Source organism: Mesorhizobium sp. USDA 4775 (assembly GCF_054062655.1).
Map to the genome: position 1 here is coordinate 2,137,746 of NZ_JBSSFM010000001.1, position 16,447 is coordinate 2,154,192.

Here is a 16,447-nt window from a genome sequence, read left to right on the forward strand (position 1 = left end):
CATGCAGGCAAGCGGCACGAAGCTGGTTCTTGGCATCTACACGACACTGTTCCTCGTGTTCCTTTACGGTCCGATGGTGGTTCTCGCGATCCTGTCCTTCCAGACAGGACCGGAAGGCGGTCCGCAATTTCCGATCATCGAATGGTCGGTCTATTGGTACAAGCATCTGTTTGGCATGACGCCGCCGACGCGCATCGCGCCGTTGCCGATCGAGGAGGCGCTCGTACGCTCGCTCGTCCTGGCGGTGATGACGATGATCGTCTCGACCGTTCTCGGGGTCACCTCGGCACAGGCATTCCGCAAGAAATTCACCGGCTCCGGTTTTGCTTTCTACCTGATCGTGCTCGGCATGATGGTGCCCGGTGTGCTGGTCGGGCTCGGCATGGCGCTGATCGCCAATGCACTGGGTATCGACCGGCACTGGTGGGGGACGACCTTCGTGCTACACGTCGTCTACACCTATCCCTTCGCGTTCCTGGTGATGCTGGCAATCCTCAACCGCTTCGACCAGAACGTCGAGGAGGCCTCCTGGTCGCTTGGCGTGTCGCCGGTGAAAACGTTCCGCAAAGTGACGTTTCCGCTGATCTTTCCGGGCGTCCTCTCGGCCATGCTGTTCGCCTTTACGCTGTCCTACGACGAGTTTTCGCGCACCCTGTTTGCGTCGGGCCGTGACCTGACGTTGCCACTCGCAATCTACGGAACGTTCTCGGTGGAGGTCCATCCGAACGTCTTTGCGTTCGGTGTGCTGACGACGCTGTTCTCCTTCGCACTGCTCGGGACCTATGCGGCGCTGATGATGCTGTCGATCCGCCGTGCCCGCCGGGTCGCCATCCAGGAGGAGGCATGATGCCCGGCGAGACAGCGAGCACAATCGTAACCGGCGCCGGTTCCGGGATTGGCAGGGCAATAGCCATCCGGCTCGCCGCCGATGGCTACGCCGTACTGGTCAACGACCTCGATCTCGGGCGCGCCCAAGCGGTGGTTTCGGAGATTGCCGTCTCTGGCGCAAAGGCTGTCGCTGCCGCCGGCGACGTCTCATCCGAAGTGGACGCAAGGGCCATCCATGCGGCGGCCGTGGCGGCCTTCGGCGACACCGACCTGCTGATCAACAATGCCGGCATCGTGCATCAGTCGCTGTTTGAAAATCTCGAAATAGCGGATTTCGACCGGATGTTTGCGGTGCATGTCCGCGGAACCTTCCTGATGACGAAGATGGTTCTGCCGGCGATGCTGAAGGCCGGCAAGGGCGCCGTCATCAATGTCGCGTCGCAGCTTGGCCAGGTCGGGGGTATCGAGCTTTCGCATTACGCGGCCGCCAAATCCGCGATCATTGGCATGACCAAGTCGCTGGCCCGTGAGGTGTCGAGCCGCGGCGTGCGCGTCAATGCGGTTGCGCCTGGGCCCATCAACACACCGCTTGTTCGGGAACTGTCGCAGGAATGGCGCACCCGCAAGGCATCCGAGCTGCCGCTTGGCCGTTTCGGCGAGCCTGAGGAGGTGGCGGCAACCGTTGCCTTTCTTGCGTCGCCGCAGGCCAGCCTGTTTGTCGGACAGACGCTCGGTCCGAATTCCGGCGACGTGATGCTGTGAGCGAGGACATGACGATCATGACTGACACGCTGCTCTCTTCCCGTGTTGTTCTCATCACCGGCGCTGGCATCGGCATCGGGCATGCGACAGCCAAGGCCTTCGCGGCACTTGGCGACCATGTCGTCGTCACCGATGTGCTGGAGCGCGAGGGCAACGACACGGTCGAGGCCATCCGGATGGCTGGTGGTTCGGCTGAATTCCATGCGCTGGACGTGCGTTCGACGTCCGCCGTCGATGCGCTGGTCGCCAATGTGGAGGCGCGTCTGGGCCGGATCGACGTAGTCGTTGCCAATGCCGGTATCGCCCACAGGGCGCCGCTCGAAACGCTTGACGACGACAAGTGGGACCTGACGTTCGATATCGATCTGAAGGGTATCTTCCGCGTTGCGCGTGCTGCGGTCCCCGCAATGAAGGCACGAAGATCCGGCGCCATCGTCGCGCTCTCCTCGATCATGGGGACGTCCTACGGCTGGGACGAGCATGTGCACTATTCCGCCGCCAAGGCCGGCGTCGTCGGCCTGGTGCGCGCCCTTGCCGTGGAACTCGCCCGTGACGGCATCCGCGTCAACGGCATGGCGCCTGGCTACATCCGCACCGCCCAGTTGCTGTCGGAGGAAAATTCGCTGGGCGCGGCGGGCGCCGAAGCCGCCGGCACCTTCATTCCAATGGGGCGCATCGGCGAACCCGAGGAAATCGCAGACGTGATCACGTTCCTTGCATCACACGGCGCGAGATACATGACCGGTCAGACGCTGGTCGTGGACGGCGGCCTCCTTGTGGGCCGGTACTAGCACACGACGTCCTCCGAAAATCCTCAACGGCCTTTCGGAATTATTCGCCAGAGCAACGGATCAGGGTGTCCACAAGGGGACGCTCCGGGGAACACAAGAACAACTGGAGACAAAGCAATGTCAGTTTCGTCAGAAATCAATCGTCGTTCACTGTTGAAGCGTTCCGCGGGCGCCATGGCGCTTGCGATGGGAGGCGGTACGCATTTCCTGTCTTCAAGCGCCGCTTATGCGCAAAGCACAGCACTTGCGTCCGAGCAGCTGCGCACCATCGGTCTTTCGGTGACCGTTCAGGAACGCATCCTGGCCGACTTCAAAAAGGCAAGCGGCGTCGGCTCGACCTCGGGCACGGCGGCAACCTTCCCGGATGCGCAGACCAAGATCCTGTCCGGCTCCAAGGACTATGACGTCTGGGAAACCATTGGCGAGCGTCTGCCGTCCGTCGTCATGACCGACAATGCCGATCCGATCGCGACGTCGGCGCTGAAGAACTGGTCGAACATCCGTGACATCTTCAAGAAGCCCGATCCGAAGTGGCCTGCCTCGGCGCAGATCGTCGGACAGATCTGGACCGACGACACACAGACGGCGTTGTGGATGGTGCCTTCGGTCTTCAACTTCGATTCCGTTGGCTACAATCCCGACATCGTTTCCGAGGAAGAAGCAAACAGCTGGACGGCGATTTTCGATTCCAAGTGGAAGGGCAAGTCCGGCCTCAACACCGACCCATTGACCGCTTTCGGCCAAGCCGTGATGGCGATGAACACGCTTGGCCTCTCGGATGTGAAGAACCCGGGCAATGCATCGGCGGCCGAGATCGACGAAGCTGCGAAATTCCTGATTTCCAAGAAGAAGGACGGCCAGTTCCGCGCACTTTGGGGCGATTTCGGCGAACTCGTCAACTTCCTCGCCTCCGGCGAAATCGTCGTGTGCGACGCCTGGCAGCCGGCCGTCATGGCTGTCAAGGCACAGGGCAAGGCGTGCAAATACGCCATTCCCAAGGAAGGCTATCGCGGCTGGTCGATCGGCAACACCATGCTGAAGGGCACGCCGAACAAGGCTGCCGTCGAAGCTTACGCCGACTACTGGCTGTCGGGTCCTCCGGGCATCATTGTTTCCGAGCAGGGCTATTATTCGCCGACGACCAACATCAAAGAGGTCATGTCGCCGGAAAAATATGCCTTCTGGTATGAAGGCAAGCCTTGGGTCGGCGCCACGGAGCGCGGCATCAAGGAAGGCGATCTGCGTGACGGCGGTTCACTCGAAACGCGCGCGGCCAACGTCGCCTACTGGCACCAATGGCCGGAAGAATATGATCACCTGGTGCAGAAGTGGGATGAGTTCCTGAGCGCCTGATATCTGACGGGGCGGGCGATCAGCCTTGCTTGCCCGCCCCACCCCTTTTTTGCGAAGCGAGTGCGATGATTTACGATCTCGAACTGTACAGGATTGGCAAGGTTTACGACAGCGGCACGCCAGCCGTGATCGACTTCAACCTGTCCGTCAGCAAGGGCGAGTTCATCGCTTTCCTCGGCCCGTCGGGCTGCGGCAAGACAACGACTCTGCGAATGATCGCCGGGTTCGAGAGCATTTCCTCCGGCGACATGATGGTCAAGGGCGTTCGCATCAACGACATGCGGCCTGCCGACCGCCCGACATCAATGATCTTTCAGAACTACGCCTTGTTCCCGCACATGACGGTCCGCCGCAATGTCGGCTATGGCCTCGAGGTCAAGGGGATGGCGAAGGCCGAGCGTGACGCCAAGGTCGATCGCATGCTTTCGAAGCTTGGTCTGGACGATATTGCCGAGAAAAAAACCGACAGGCTTTCCGGCGGCCAGCGCCAGCGCATCGCGCTCGCCCGCGGCCTGGTGGTCGAGCCGGATATTCTTCTTCTGGACGAGCCGCTGGGCGCGCTCGATGCCAATCTGCGCAAAGCCATCCAGAACGAGTTGAAGCTGCTGCAAAGGACGCTTGGCATCACCTTCGTGTTCGTGACGCATGCGCAGTCGGAAGCCCTGGCGCTCTCCGATCGCGTCGTGGTGATGAACCAGGGCCGGGTCGAACAGATCAGCCCGCCGCATCAGCTCTATACGCGTCCCAACACCCCGTTTGTTGCCCGGTTTATCGGCCGCAACACGATCTTCACTGGCGCGGTCAGGGGCATTGAAGACGGGCGCACCATAGTCGACACGCCACTTGGAACGCTTGCCGGCAGCGCCAATGGCGACATGAGCCCTGGCGCCGCGGTCAATGTCGTCATTCCGGCCGAAGCCATGGAAGTTCATACATTGAGCAGCGTCACCCGCGCTGCGATCTCCAGGCAGTCTGGCGGCAATGTCATCGACGCCAAAGTCAGCCGCTTCGATGTCGTCGGCCACATTTCCCATCTTTCGGTCGAGTTGCCGGATGGGCGGGCGATCGCGCTCGAGGCCCATATCGACAAGTATCCGCCTGGCGTCTTTCCCGAGGGGTCGGACATCCTGCTTGCCTGGAACCCGGGTCAGGCAACAGTCATCCCGGCGACCTGAAAGACCATCGAGCCCATAAAATGGACCGGAAAACCTCAAGGAGAAAATGACGTGGCTAAGGAAATTCTGTGCAGCTTTGGCATCGATGTCGATGCAGTGGCCGGTTGGCTCGGGTCTTATGGCGGCGAGGATTCGCCAGACGATATTTCACGCGGCCTGTTTGCCGGCGAAGTCGGCAGCATGCGCCTTTTAAAACTGTTCGAACGGTTCGGCATCAAGACCACATGGTTCATTCCCGGTCACTCGATCGAGACGTTCCCGGAACAGATGCAGGCCGTGGCGGACGCAGGCCATGAAATCGGTATCCACGGCTACACCCACGAAAACCCGATCGCGATGACACGCGAACAGGAGATCGAGGTCCTCGACAAGTGCATCGAACTGGTGACGAAACTGTCCGGCAAACGCCCGACCGGCTATGTGGCGCCATGGTGGGAGTTTTCCACCGTCACCAACGAACTGCTGCTGGAGCGCGGCATCAAGTACGATCACTCGCTGATGCACAATGATTTCACACCGTATTACGTGCGTGTCGGCGACAGCTGGACCAAGATCGACTATTCCAAAAAGCCCGCCGACTGGATGGTGCCGCTGAAGCGCGGCCATGAAACGGACCTGATCGAAATCCCGGCATCCTGGTATCTCGACGATCTGCCGCCGATGATGTTCATCAAGAAGTCACCCAACAGTCATGGCTTCGTCAATCCGCGCGATATCGAGGACATGTGGAAGGCGCAGTTCGACTGGGTCTATCGCGAAATGGACTACGCGGTCTTCCCGATCACCATCCATCCCGATGTCGCCGGCAGGCCACAGGTCCTGATGATGCTGGAACGGCTCTATGCCCATATAAGCAGTCATCCCGGCGTCAAATTCGTTACGATGAACGAGATCGCCGATGATTTCGCCAAGCGCTTTCCGCGTCGGAAATAAGGCCGATAGTGCCAGCGCCTTGTCCGTCCTGAGGTCTTTGTCATGTGTTCGCTGTGCGGAATTCTCGGAAGCAATGAGCATTGGACCGATGCGGTTGCACGTCCGGGCGTGTTCACGCGCAACACCGAGCGTGTCGACCGCCGCCGGGAGAGGGCGAAGCGCGTCCGTATCGCCAGCCGTATTCTCACCGAGTTCGGCATGACCCTGTCGGACTGGCAGGGCAGCTCGTTCCTTCTGTCGACCCGCACGGGCAAGACGGAGATGGTCGAGGATCTTGGACATCTGTGGCCGCTGGCGGAAAAGATATCCGGCCGCGTCTGCGATCCGCTGTCTGATGCTCTGATCGAGAGGCTGGAGGGCGGCGGCGATGCCTGATGCCTTCCCCGCCTTCACGCCGGTCAATCTGCTGACCGGGTTTCTGGGTTCCGGCAAGACTACGCTGCTGCACCGTCTGCTGCAGGATCCGGCCCTGTCCGATACAGCGGTGCTGATCAACGAGTTCGGTGAAGTCGGTCTTGACCATCATCTGCTGGAGCGGATCGATGACACCATGGTGCTGCTGCAATCAGGCTGCGTGTGCTGCACCATCCGGGGCGAACTGGCGCAGGCGATGCGCGACCTGCAGTCCAAGCGCGAGCGCGGCATCGTGCCGCCCTTCCGGCGGCTGATCATGGAGAGCACCGGGCTTGCCGATCCGTTCCCGGTTTTGTCCACCCTCAAATCCGATCCTGTGCTGCGCCATCATTTCAAGGCGGCGAATGTGATCACCACGCTTGATGCAGTCAATGGCCTGGCACAGCTCGAAACCCATGGCGAATCGGTGCGGCAGGCGGCAATCGCCGATGCGATCGTTTTGACCAAGACCGACCTGACCGACGAGCCGGCGATTGCCCGGCTTATGCAGCGCGTGCGCCGGATCAATCCGGATGCTCCCTTTGTCGATGCGCATGGCGATCACTTCGATATCGATCGTCTGTTGAGCGGGGCATCGGGTTCGGGTGAGGGCGCGCCTGCAAGGAGCGGCTTTTATTGCGAGGAGCCGGTGTCCGTCATTGGCGAAGCCGGCAGCGCCCATCAAAAGCCGGTGCATTCCTTCGTCATGACCATCGACGCGCGTATCGACTGGACCGCTTTCGGACTGTGGTTGACCATGCTGCTCAACAGGCACGGCGACAAGGTTCTGCGGGTCAAGGGCATCCTCAACATCGAGGGAGAGGACAACCCCGTCGCCATTCACGGCGTCCAGCATCTCGTCCATCCCCCTGTTCACATGACGGGATGGCCATCCGATGATCGCCGCTCCCGCATCGTTTTCATTGTTGACGGACTGGATGCCGATTTGATCCGACGCTCCTTTTCAGCCTTCAATCGGCTCGGGCTGCCACAACCCGCAGCCAACATCACCGAGACCGCGTAGAGGCCATGACCAAGCATCACAAGCCATCGGCGCTTTCGTCGCCAGCGGTTCACACAGAGGGTCGGCCGAAGCTTCGCATTCTCGGCACCGCCATTTCCCTGCTGGAGGAACTGCGGCTCGGCGCCGAGCGCGATCTCGGCATGGACATCGAATTCGACAATCAGGATTTCATGACGGCGCAGCACAAGGCGGCGCTGGAGCCGGACACCTATGATATTTACGACCAGTGTTTTCACAATCTCGATATCGTCTGGTACTGGCGCGCGGTGCAGCCGATCGATATCGACCGCATCGGTCTTTGGGATGAAATCACCGATCTGACCAAGACGGGGCGCATCGGTCCGAACGCGCGGATCGGCCAGGGCGATGCGCCGGTCACCAAGCTTTTCGTACAACCGAACCTTGCCTTGGACGAAAAGCCGTCGCGCTGGATTTCCATGCTGCCGACGACCCACAATTTCGACAGCTTCGCCTACAGTCCCGAGGTCGTAAGGAAAAACTCCGCGCGAATGAACTCGTGGGCAGCGCTGCTCAACGAGGAGTTTCACGGACACGCGGCGCTGGTCAACGAGCCGGCGATCGGCATTTTCGACGCGGCGCTGGCAGCCCAGGCGGCGGGCCTGATGACATTCAAAAATCTCGGCAACATGTCGGTCGAGGAGATCGACAAGCTGATGGATATTCTGGAGGCACGCAAGAAATCCGGATTTTTCAAGGGGTTCTGGAGGTCTGCCGAAGATGCCGCAGACCTGATGACCTGCGGCGACGCCGTGATCGAAAGCATGTGGTCGCTCGGCATCAGCAAGCTGGATCTGCGCGGCGTTCCCGTGGAGCTGGCAAATCCGGTGGAAGGCTACCGCGCGTGGCATGGCGGGCTATGCCTGTCCAAGCGGCTGAACGGACGCATGCTGGACGCGGCCTACGAATATCTGAACTGGTGGCTGTCAGGATGGCCGGGCGCCGTGGTCGCGCGCCAGGGCTACTACATGTCGACGCCGGAACGATCCCGGGCACACATGACGCCCGCCGAGTGGGACTACTGGTACCAGGGGCTGCCGGCGGCGAACGATCTTCCGGGACCGGATGGATTGCTTCGGGTCAAGGCGGGAGCGGTCAGAAGCGGCGGCTCCTACTGGCAGCGTGCCAATTCCATTGCCGTCTGGAACACCACCATGGACGAACACAATTATCTCGTGCGCCGCTGGATGCAATTTGTCGCGGCCTGAGCGCGCCTCAAAAAAGGAAGCATGGTCATTACACAAAAACTCAATTCCCTGTCTGTTGCCCAACTCTCGGTGATGATCCAGTCCGGTGCGGTGGACCCGGTCGAAGTGGCCGAGGCGACGTTCGACGCAATTGCCGCTCATGCCGATCCGGCTGTTTTCATCAGCCTGTTGCGCGACCGGGCAATGAGCGAGGCGGGTGCTGCCTCACGCCGGATCAGGGATGGCCGTTCACTTGGCCTTCTCGATGGCATTCCGGTTGCCTGGAAGGACCTGTTCGACATCACCGGTCTGGCGACGACGGCGGGCTCCAAGGTTCTTGCCCATACTGCGCCGGCCCTCGACGATGCCGATGTGGTTTCGCATTTGAAAGCCGCGGGCATGGTTGCCATCGGCCGCGTCAACATGAGCGAGTTTGCGTTTTCGGGGCTCGGTATCAATCCCCATTACGGCACACCGAAAAACCCCAGAAGTACGGATGTGCCGCGCATTCCGGGCGGCTCCTCGTCGGGCTCTGGCGTTGCTGTCGCGGCCGGTCTGGTTCCGGTCTCGATCGGAACCGACACCGGCGGCTCCGTGCGCATCCCGGCCGCTTTCAACGGGATTGTCGGATACAAGGCCACCCGCGGGCGCTACTCGATGCGTGGCGTCTTTCCGCTGGCGCTGAGCCTTGATGCGCTGGGGCCGCTCTGCCGCACGGTACAGGATGCCGTCTGGATCGATGCCGCCATGCGCGGCTTGTCGGCACCCTCGATAGGCCGAGGCACCCTCCAGGGACTGACCATCGTGATCCCGCAGAATGTGGTGTTCGACGATGTCCAGTCCGGCGTGTCGGACGCGTTCGAGGCCGCAACCGCCCGCCTTGCCAAGGCAGGCGTCAAAATCGTGCGGTTTGCCATTCCCGCGTTCGATGAGATTCTGGACCTGACGGCCAAGCATGGCGCGCTGGTGACGGCGGAAGCCTATGCCCTGCATCAGCAACGGCTTGCCGGCCCTGAGGCAGCCGACATGGATCCGCGCGTGGTGACCCGCACGCGGCTCGGCGCGAAGATTACCCTTGTCGACTATCTGAAAATCATCACTTCGCGCACCCGGCTGATCGGGGAGGTCGCTGGACTCGTGGATGCCGGAGCGCTGATCGCCTTCCCGACCGTCGCGCACGTGGCCCCGCCGATGGAGCCGTTGAAAACCGATGACGAGCTATTCGTCAAAACCAATATGCGCACGCTACGCAATACGCTGCTCGGCAATTTCCTGGACTGGTGCGGCGTTTCCATACCTTGCGGCATGGGCGAGGCCGGCATGCCTGTCGGCTTCCTGCTGTCGGCGCTGCCGGCGCGCGATGAGCAACTGCTGTCGGCGGCACTTTGTGCCGAAGCGGTCATTCGCGGCGAATAGCGCTGCCGTCCAGATGAATAGGCAAGCCTTTGGTCGGGTTTTCCACCTGAAGAACAAGGAGAACGGCAATGTGCATGGCGTGTTACGTCGACGAGGCGATGAAGAGCAGAATTATTGCCTACAACGCCGAATTCCATAAGGTCACCAAGAGCCCCTACGGCAGCGACGACGAGATCGGCATGCTGAACCTCATCGATGCCGAGTCCCGCTCGGCCATCATGAGCCGCACCGATCCATCCAAGGTGTTCGATCTGTCGGTGGATCATTTCATCGGCATGCCCGGCTGGTTTGGTGCCGGCGATCAGCCATATCAGATCTGGATGACGCACACGCCGCAGGGTGAGATCGTTGCCAACGCCATGGGCGTTACCCCCGAAGCCAACAAGCTCGTCGGTTATTCCGGCGATGCGATATCGATGTACACCCATTGCGGGACCCACATCGATACCTTCAACCATTTCGGCTACAATGGTGAGATATTCAACGGCTTTACCGCGCGGGACCATCTCGGCAGCCGCGCCTGGCAAAAATGCGGACCGGAAAAATATCCGCCGATTTTTGCACGTGGCATTCTGCTGGATGTCGCGGCTCTGCACGGCGTCGATACGTTGCCGCCGAGCCATCCGATCGGCAGGGCCGATATCGAGGGCTGCCTGAAGAAGCAGGGCCTGTCGATCAAGCCTGGTGATGTCGTCCTGCTTCGTACGGGCCAAATGCTGCTGTGGCCCGACAAGGCGTTCGCCAGCAACACGCCGGGGCTTAATCGCGAAGGCGCCGAGTATCTCGCCAAGCACGGCGTGATCATGATCGGTGCCGACAATCTGACGCTGGAACAGACACCTTCGGCACATCCGGAGAATTTCTTCCCCGTTCACACCTATCTCCTGGCCGAAGCCGGCGTCCCTATTTTGGAAATGGCCCAGCTGGAGGAGCTGGCGGCGGAAAAGGTCTATGAGTTTGCCTTTTTTGGTGCCTGCATCAAGCTGCGCGGCGCCACGGGAACGCCGATGCGGCCGGTGGCGATGCCGCTTCGATAAATTGCGCGCACGCCCACGAAGCCGCGCGCTTGCAAGCAAATGTTAGCGGCCGCTCGATCGACAGCAACAGGCCAGAGCAATTCCAGGAAAAGTGTGAACGGTTTTTCGTCCGGGATTGCGTCAAAACAAAGAGTTGGAGCAGTCACCGTTTCATGAAACAGTGACTGCTTCAAGGGAACTCGAACCTCGCGCAGGCATGGGAACGCAAGCCAACCACCAAACGGCCACATAAGTTTATTCGTTTTTGACCAATACGCGCTGGCAGATTCCTGTAATCTTCGGAAAAACACCGGGATAACCGGGCCAACCAGAAAGGTCGGGGAATGAAATACGTCGTCGATACGATCGGCGGTCCCGCAGGTGGTGATGCCTGGCAAGCCGCTGTTACCGAAGCCTATTTTCCGCTCGACACCGAGTATCGGAACCGTCGCGAATTTTCAGGTACGCTGGAAACCTTCTCCCTCGGGCTCGTCAGCGTGTCTAAAATGCGCTGCGATGCCGTAAGCTATCGTCGCCATCGCCGCCACTTCCTCAACGAGCGTGACGCCGGCCTGCTCATCACCATCCCGGAGATGTCGGAGGTGAATTTCTCGCAAGGGTCGAGAACCGTCAATTGCGGTCCGGGGGGCTTCCTCGTTGAAAGGGGAGATGCGCCTTACGAATTCTGGCATGGCAAGCCAAACGCGCTGTGGGTCCTGAAGGTGCCGTCATCGAGTGTTCGGGCGCGGATCGGATCCGCCGAACGGCTCAGTGCGCTCAGTTTCGATGCGACCCAAGGCATCGCCGCGCTCTTCCTCGACACGGTGCGCACCACGATCGGCCATGTCGATGAGATCACTGAAGCCGCTCGTGAGATGATGGGCAGGCACATCCTGGAAATGCTGTGTCTGTCGATCGTGAGCGACGATCGCGTGCTGGACAGCAGCATCTCGTCGATCCGGGCCGGACATTTGCATCGCGCCGAGCAGTATATTCGTGACAACCTGAAGAATTTCGGCCTCGGCCCGCAGGCGGTGGCTGATGCCTGCGGCATCTCCCTGCGTTACCTGCAGGTTCTTTTTCAGGACAGCAACCAGTCGATCAACGGCTTCATCCGCGACGCCCGGCTTGAACTTTGCGCCGAGGAGCTGATGTCGGTGACCAACACCAGCAGCGTTGCCGAGATCGCTTACCGCTGGGGTTTCGCTGACCAGTCTCAGTTCTGCAAGCACTACCGGACGCGGTTCGGCTGCGCACCGACCGATACCCGTCGCGAAGCGGCGAACCGGGCAGGCCGCCCTTCGGCCTCGAGAGCGCGCCACTAGACCCGACGAATCCGGGCCATTCCACCATTTATTGCAACGTCGCCCCGGCGAGGGGCGGCGAAGGCGGGGCTTTGCCCGCAAAGACCTTGCGAAGGAACTGTCATGAGCCGAATTAGAGTTGCCGTCGATGTCGGAGGGACCTTCACCGACATCTGCATCATGGACGAAGACAGCGGCGCGATCCGCATCGAAAAGACCGCCTCCACGCCTGACGATCCCATGCAAGCCATCATGAATGGCGTGGACCAGGGCCGCATCGATCTTTCGCAGGTGACGATGTTTTCTCATGGTACGACGGTCGCCACCAATGCGTTGATCACCCGCCGCCTGCCACGCACCGCAATGGTCTGCACCGAGGGTTTCCGTGACGTTGTCGAGATCCGTCGCGCCAACAAGGAAGATCTCTGGGACACCTATAAAGATGTCGCCAAGCCCTATATCCCGCGCCGCGACCGCCTGACCGTCCGGGAACGAGTCAGTGCCGAGGGCGCGATCCTGGAAGCGCTGGACGAAGAGGCTGCGCGCCGTGCCGCCGACATTCTCAAGAAACGGCAGGTCAAGTCCATCGCCGTCTGCTTCATGAACTCCTATGTCAACGGCGCCAACGAGCGCCGCATGCGTGAGATCCTGAAGGAGGCAATGCCGGATGTGCCGGTCTCGATCTCCTCGGAGGTCATGCCGGAAATCTTCGAGCACGAACGTTTTTCCACCACAATGGCGAACGCCGTCTGCGCTCCGGTCGTCGTCGATTACGTGTCCCGTCTTGGAGAAAAGCTTGCCGCGGCCGGATACAAGCGAGATCTCCTTTTGCTGCACAGCGGTGGCGGCGTCATGACACCCGCGAGCGTCAAGGATTTTTCAGCCCGACTCGCAGGATCTGGCATCGCTGCCGGCGCGATCGCGAGCCGTTTCATCGGAAATCTCTGTGGCTTCCCGAACTCGATCGGCTTCGACATGGGCGGCACCAGCACCGACGTCTCGCTCGCATGGAACGGGGAGTCGCGCATCACAAAAGACTGGTACATTGAATTCGGATATCCGATCCGCTTTCCTTCCATCGAAGTGCTGACCATCGGTGCGGGCGGCGGGTCGCTGGCATGGCAGGACGAAGGCGGCAGCTTGCGCAACGGACCGCAGTCCGCCGGCGCCTTTCCAGGTCCGGCCTGCTACAAGAATGGCAACCGCACCGCCACCAACACCGATGCCAATGTCGTGCTCGGCCGTCTCGGAACCAGCCTTGCAGGCGGCAAGATCACTCTCGACCCCGCTCTGGCCGCCCAGGCGGTGCAGGAGACGGTGGCGGCACCCTTCGGCATGGAACTCCATCAAGCGGCCGAGGCGATCATCGCCGTCGCCAACGCCAACATGGGCAACGCCGTCCGGCTTCTTTCCATCAGCCGAGGCTATGACCCGCGCGATTTTGCACTCGTCGCATTCGGCGGTGCGGGCGCTTTGCACGGAGCGGCCGTGGCCAAGGAGCTTTCGATTCCAACCGTGATCGTACCGCCCAATCCCGGCGTCACCTCCGCGCTCGGTTGCCTTCTCGTCGACGTGCAGCACGATTTCTCCGAAAGCTTCATGGCCGATGCTTCGACTGTCTCGCCCGCCGAGATGCAGACGGCGTTTGTTCTCATGGAAAAACAGGCTGTCGAACGCCTGGCCCATGAGGGCGTGGCGCAGGAAGACATGGCGCTGCAGCGCACGGTCGAGATGATGTACCAGGGCCAGTGGCGCTCACTTGCGGTGTCGGCACCGGCGCAAATCGAGAGCATCTGCTCGCTGATCGAGGCGTTCCACAACGAGCACGAACGAGAGTTCAACTACCGCCGCGAAGAGGCGCCGGTGTCGATCTTCCGCATCGCGGTCAAGGCGATCGGCATCGTTCCGAAAGCCGAGATACCGCGGCACGAAGTAGTGCCTCATGTGCCCGAGCCCCTCGGCCGCCGCGGCGTCTGGTTCGACGGCGTATCTCACGATGCAGCCGTGTATGAACGTGATCAGCTCAGCGCCGGTGCTGCTTTCACAGGGCCTGCCATTGTCGAACAGTTCGATTCCACCACCGTGGTTCCGCCGGGAATGAGCGCGACCGTCGACGGCTTCCTGAACATTCTCATCGTGACGAAAGGCTGAGACATGACAAAGCTGATTGAAACGAACCCTGGCCTCGATCCGGTAACGTTCGAGGTGCTGAAGAACTCCTTCATCACCACCGTCGACCAGATGGCCGAACAGATGCTTCGCACCTGCTATTCCTTCGTCATCTACAACCGGGACTTTTCAAACGCCCTGCACGACGCCGATGGCAACTCCGTCGCCCAGGGCAACTACGATATCGCGGTCCATGTCGGCACACTGCACAACACGTGCAAGGAGGTGATCCGGGTCTTTGAAGGCGATATGGCACCCGGTGACGTCTACGCAATCAATGATCCTTATGCCGGCGGTACGCATTTCAGCGATGTTCGGCTCGTCCGTCCGATCTTCGACGAAGACAAACTGATCGGCTTCTCCCAGTCGAACGGCCACTGGTCGGACCTCGGCGGCTCCGTGCCGGGTTCCTTCGACGTCACCGCCCGCGACATGTTCCGCGAAGGCCTGCGGATCACGCCGTTGCGCCTTTTCCAGCGCGGCCGCTTCTGCTCCGACGTCGCCAACATGATCGCGGCCAACACACGCGATCCGGCATCGATCATTGGCGACATCCATTCCCAGGCGCAGGCGACGCAGGCGGCCGAGCGAGAACTGTTGCGGCTGGTCAAGAAGTACGGGCGACGCCAGGTCATGCGCGGTATGGAGGAGGTTCAGGACTACGTCGAACGCGCCGTGAGAAAGCGTCTCGCGGAGCTGCCCGACGGCACCTGGGAGACGGTCGACTACATCGATCGCGATCTCGGCGCTGGCGAGGGAATGATCCCGATCCGCATCAAGATGACGATCAAGGGTGACACGATCCACTACGATTTTACGGGAAGCCATTCGACCATCGCCTCGATGTACAATTCCGCGCCGGGCGCGACCTTCTCGGCCGTGGTCGCCGGTATGAAGACCTTCTTCCCGGACCTTCCACTCAACAGCGGGTTTTACCGGATGATCGAGGTGACCGCGCCGAAGAACAGCATCGTCAGCGCGGAATGGCCGGTGGCGGTGACCGGGTTCCTCATGCCATTCGAAAAGATCATGAACGCGATCTTCGAGATGTGGTCGAAGATCATGCCCCAACGCGCCATCGCCTGCGCCTTCAACCTCGAATATCTGCTGGCAGGGGGGCGGGACGCACGCAAACCCGAAAAGCCGATCTTCATGTTCTACGAATGGCTGCCTGGCGGCTGGGGCGGGCGCAACGGCAAGGATGGCGCCGATGTCACCACCGCCTGCTTCGGAACGGGCCTGATGTCGCAACCGAACGAAGGCAACGAGCGCGTGAATCCCACTCGAACGATCGAGTTCCAGATCAAGCAGGATTCAGCCGGTCCCGGCAAATGGCGCGGTGGTGTCGGCGTGCAGAAGACCTCGTTGTTGCTTGACGCCGAAAATGCCGTCATGTCCTATATTTGCGACCGCGAACGCGCCGTCGTCTGGGGCGTCGAAGGGGGGCTGCCGTCGATGCCCCACGGCTTGACCATGAAGCGCGCCGGAGAAGAGACCGAGATCTGGCTCGGCTCCGTGTTCTCAGATTACTCCGTCCACACAGGCGACCAGTTCGCGCGTCCGACGGCCGGCGGCGGTGGTTTCGGCGATCCACTGGAGCGCGAGCCTCGCAAGGTGATGGAGGACGTGATCGACGACTACGTTTCTCTGGAGCGTGCCAGGACCGACTACGGCGTGGTGATCCGCGAACTCGACCGCGACCTGTGCCAATACGAAATCGACGAGACGGCGACCGAAGCCTGCCGCGCCGACATCCGAGCGAAACGGAAGGATAGGGCACGCATGGATCCCGAGGAGGTCGCGCGCAAATACCGCTCGGGCGAGATCGATGCGCTCGATGCGGTTCGGCACTATGCCGTGATCCTCGATTGGGAGACTGGCGAACTGCTTCCCAAAACCACCGTCCAGTTCCGTGAAAGCTTTGAGAAACGGACCGTCGCCCACTGGGTCTGAGCGCTAACGAGCGCGCCGCAAACCTTGCGGGCGCTCGCGGGATGCCGCAGTTATCTGTTTTTTCGATACCATATTCAAAGAATTACTATTTCACAGGAGCCTGAAGCTGGAGCAACTATGTTGCA

General features: G+C 60.9%; 14 protein-coding genes. All 14 read left to right on the forward strand.

All coding sequences use genetic code 11. The annotated features are described in order from the left end of the window. The first annotated feature begins 1 nt into the window (after position 1). The 14 genes from ACVILI_RS10300 to ACVILI_RS10365 all read left to right on the forward strand — a co-directional run bounded on the left by ACVILI_RS10300 (position 2) and on the right by ACVILI_RS10365 (position 16,322). A complete protein-coding gene (locus ACVILI_RS10300; protein ID WP_019860226.1) occupies positions 2-847 on the forward strand; it encodes an ABC transporter permease in 846 nt (281 codons plus the stop codon). Next, on the forward strand, positions 844-1,590 hold the full coding sequence (locus ACVILI_RS10305) for an SDR family NAD(P)-dependent oxidoreductase (RefSeq protein WP_148307344.1): 747 nt from the start codon (positions 844-846) through the stop codon (positions 1,588-1,590). Before ACVILI_RS10300 ends, ACVILI_RS10305 begins: the two co-directional genes overlap by 4 nt. Before the next feature lie 17 nt (positions 1,591-1,607). Next, the gene (locus tag ACVILI_RS10310; RefSeq protein ID WP_038652143.1) at positions 1,608-2,381 is read left to right on the forward strand and encodes an SDR family NAD(P)-dependent oxidoreductase; all 774 of its coding nucleotides are present in this window, start codon (positions 1,608-1,610) and stop codon (positions 2,379-2,381) included. 117 nt (positions 2,382-2,498) lie between these two features. Beyond that, positions 2,499-3,734 carry an ABC transporter substrate-binding protein gene (locus ACVILI_RS10315; protein WP_027047212.1) on the forward strand — a complete coding sequence of 412 codons (1,236 nt, stop codon included), beginning with the start codon at positions 2,499-2,501 and terminating at the stop codon, positions 3,732-3,734. A 65-nt stretch (positions 3,735-3,799) separates the two neighbouring features. After that, the gene (locus ACVILI_RS10320) at positions 3,800-4,909 is read left to right on the forward strand and encodes an ABC transporter ATP-binding protein (RefSeq protein ID WP_019860222.1); all 1,110 of its coding nucleotides are present in this window, start codon (positions 3,800-3,802) and stop codon (positions 4,907-4,909) included. Between the two features lie 51 nt (positions 4,910-4,960). Further along, on the forward strand, positions 4,961-5,842 hold the full coding sequence (locus ACVILI_RS10325; protein WP_019860221.1) for a polysaccharide deacetylase family protein: 882 nt from the start codon (positions 4,961-4,963) through the stop codon (positions 5,840-5,842). Positions 5,843-5,884: 42 nt separating this feature from the next. Next, positions 5,885-6,217 carry a hypothetical protein gene (locus tag ACVILI_RS10330; RefSeq protein ID WP_038644736.1) on the forward strand — a complete coding sequence of 111 codons (333 nt, stop codon included), beginning with the start codon at positions 5,885-5,887 and terminating at the stop codon, positions 6,215-6,217. Then, the gene (locus tag ACVILI_RS10335) at positions 6,210-7,259 is read left to right on the forward strand and encodes a CobW family GTP-binding protein (protein ID WP_240564814.1); all 1,050 of its coding nucleotides are present in this window, start codon (positions 6,210-6,212) and stop codon (positions 7,257-7,259) included. Before ACVILI_RS10330 ends, ACVILI_RS10335 begins: the two co-directional genes overlap by 8 nt. A 5-nt stretch (positions 7,260-7,264) precedes the next feature. Further along, entirely contained in the window at positions 7,265-8,485 is a 1,221-nt protein-coding gene (locus tag ACVILI_RS10340) for an ABC transporter substrate-binding protein (RefSeq protein ID WP_038652146.1), read from the forward strand. A gap of 21 nt (positions 8,486-8,506) precedes the next feature. Continuing rightward, the gene (locus ACVILI_RS10345; RefSeq protein WP_276315418.1) at positions 8,507-9,880 is read left to right on the forward strand and encodes an amidase; all 1,374 of its coding nucleotides are present in this window, start codon (positions 8,507-8,509) and stop codon (positions 9,878-9,880) included. Between the two features lie 68 nt (positions 9,881-9,948). Beyond that, positions 9,949-10,917 (forward strand): cyclase family protein, encoded by a 969-nt coding sequence (locus ACVILI_RS10350; RefSeq protein WP_038644738.1) that lies wholly within the window; start codon positions 9,949-9,951, stop codon positions 10,915-10,917. Between the two features lie 323 nt (positions 10,918-11,240). Next, entirely contained in the window at positions 11,241-12,221 is a 981-nt protein-coding gene (locus ACVILI_RS10355; protein WP_457102431.1) for an AraC-like ligand-binding domain-containing protein, read from the forward strand. Positions 12,222-12,323: 102 nt separating this feature from the next. Next, positions 12,324-14,351, forward strand: coding sequence for a hydantoinase/oxoprolinase family protein (locus ACVILI_RS10360; protein WP_038644740.1), 2,028 nt, complete (start codon positions 12,324-12,326; stop codon positions 14,349-14,351). A 3-nt stretch (positions 14,352-14,354) separates the two neighbouring features. Further along, positions 14,355-16,322, forward strand: coding sequence for a hydantoinase B/oxoprolinase family protein (locus ACVILI_RS10365; RefSeq protein ID WP_038644742.1), 1,968 nt, complete (start codon positions 14,355-14,357; stop codon positions 16,320-16,322). Positions 16,323-16,447 lie beyond the last annotated feature (125 nt).

Bases quoted from the DNA above. Each gene is read 5' to 3' on its own strand.
- ACVILI_RS10365 (WP_038644742.1), top strand. From the start codon at position 14,355: ATGACAAAGCTGATTGAAACGAACCCTGGCCTCGATCCGGTAACGTTC.
- ACVILI_RS10300 (WP_019860226.1), top strand. From the start codon at position 2: ATGCAGGCAAGCGGCACGAAGCTGGTTCTTGGCATCTACACGACACTG.
- ACVILI_RS10350 (WP_038644738.1), top strand. From the start codon at position 9,949: ATGTGCATGGCGTGTTACGTCGACGAGGCGATGAAGAGCAGAATTATT.
- ACVILI_RS10335 (WP_240564814.1), top strand. From the start codon at position 6,210: ATGCCTGATGCCTTCCCCGCCTTCACGCCGGTCAATCTGCTGACCGGG.
- ACVILI_RS10305 (WP_148307344.1), top strand. From the start codon at position 844: ATGATGCCCGGCGAGACAGCGAGCACAATCGTAACCGGCGCCGGTTCC.
- ACVILI_RS10330 (WP_038644736.1), top strand. From the start codon at position 5,885: ATGTGTTCGCTGTGCGGAATTCTCGGAAGCAATGAGCATTGGACCGAT.
- ACVILI_RS10360 (WP_038644740.1), top strand. From the start codon at position 12,324: ATGAGCCGAATTAGAGTTGCCGTCGATGTCGGAGGGACCTTCACCGAC.
- ACVILI_RS10310 (WP_038652143.1), top strand. From the start codon at position 1,608: ATGACTGACACGCTGCTCTCTTCCCGTGTTGTTCTCATCACCGGCGCT.
- ACVILI_RS10355 (WP_457102431.1), top strand. From the start codon at position 11,241: ATGAAATACGTCGTCGATACGATCGGCGGTCCCGCAGGTGGTGATGCC.
- ACVILI_RS10315 (WP_027047212.1), top strand. From the start codon at position 2,499: ATGTCAGTTTCGTCAGAAATCAATCGTCGTTCACTGTTGAAGCGTTCC.
- ACVILI_RS10340 (WP_038652146.1), top strand. From the start codon at position 7,265: ATGACCAAGCATCACAAGCCATCGGCGCTTTCGTCGCCAGCGGTTCAC.
- ACVILI_RS10320 (WP_019860222.1), top strand. From the start codon at position 3,800: ATGATTTACGATCTCGAACTGTACAGGATTGGCAAGGTTTACGACAGC.
- ACVILI_RS10345 (WP_276315418.1), top strand. From the start codon at position 8,507: ATGGTCATTACACAAAAACTCAATTCCCTGTCTGTTGCCCAACTCTCG.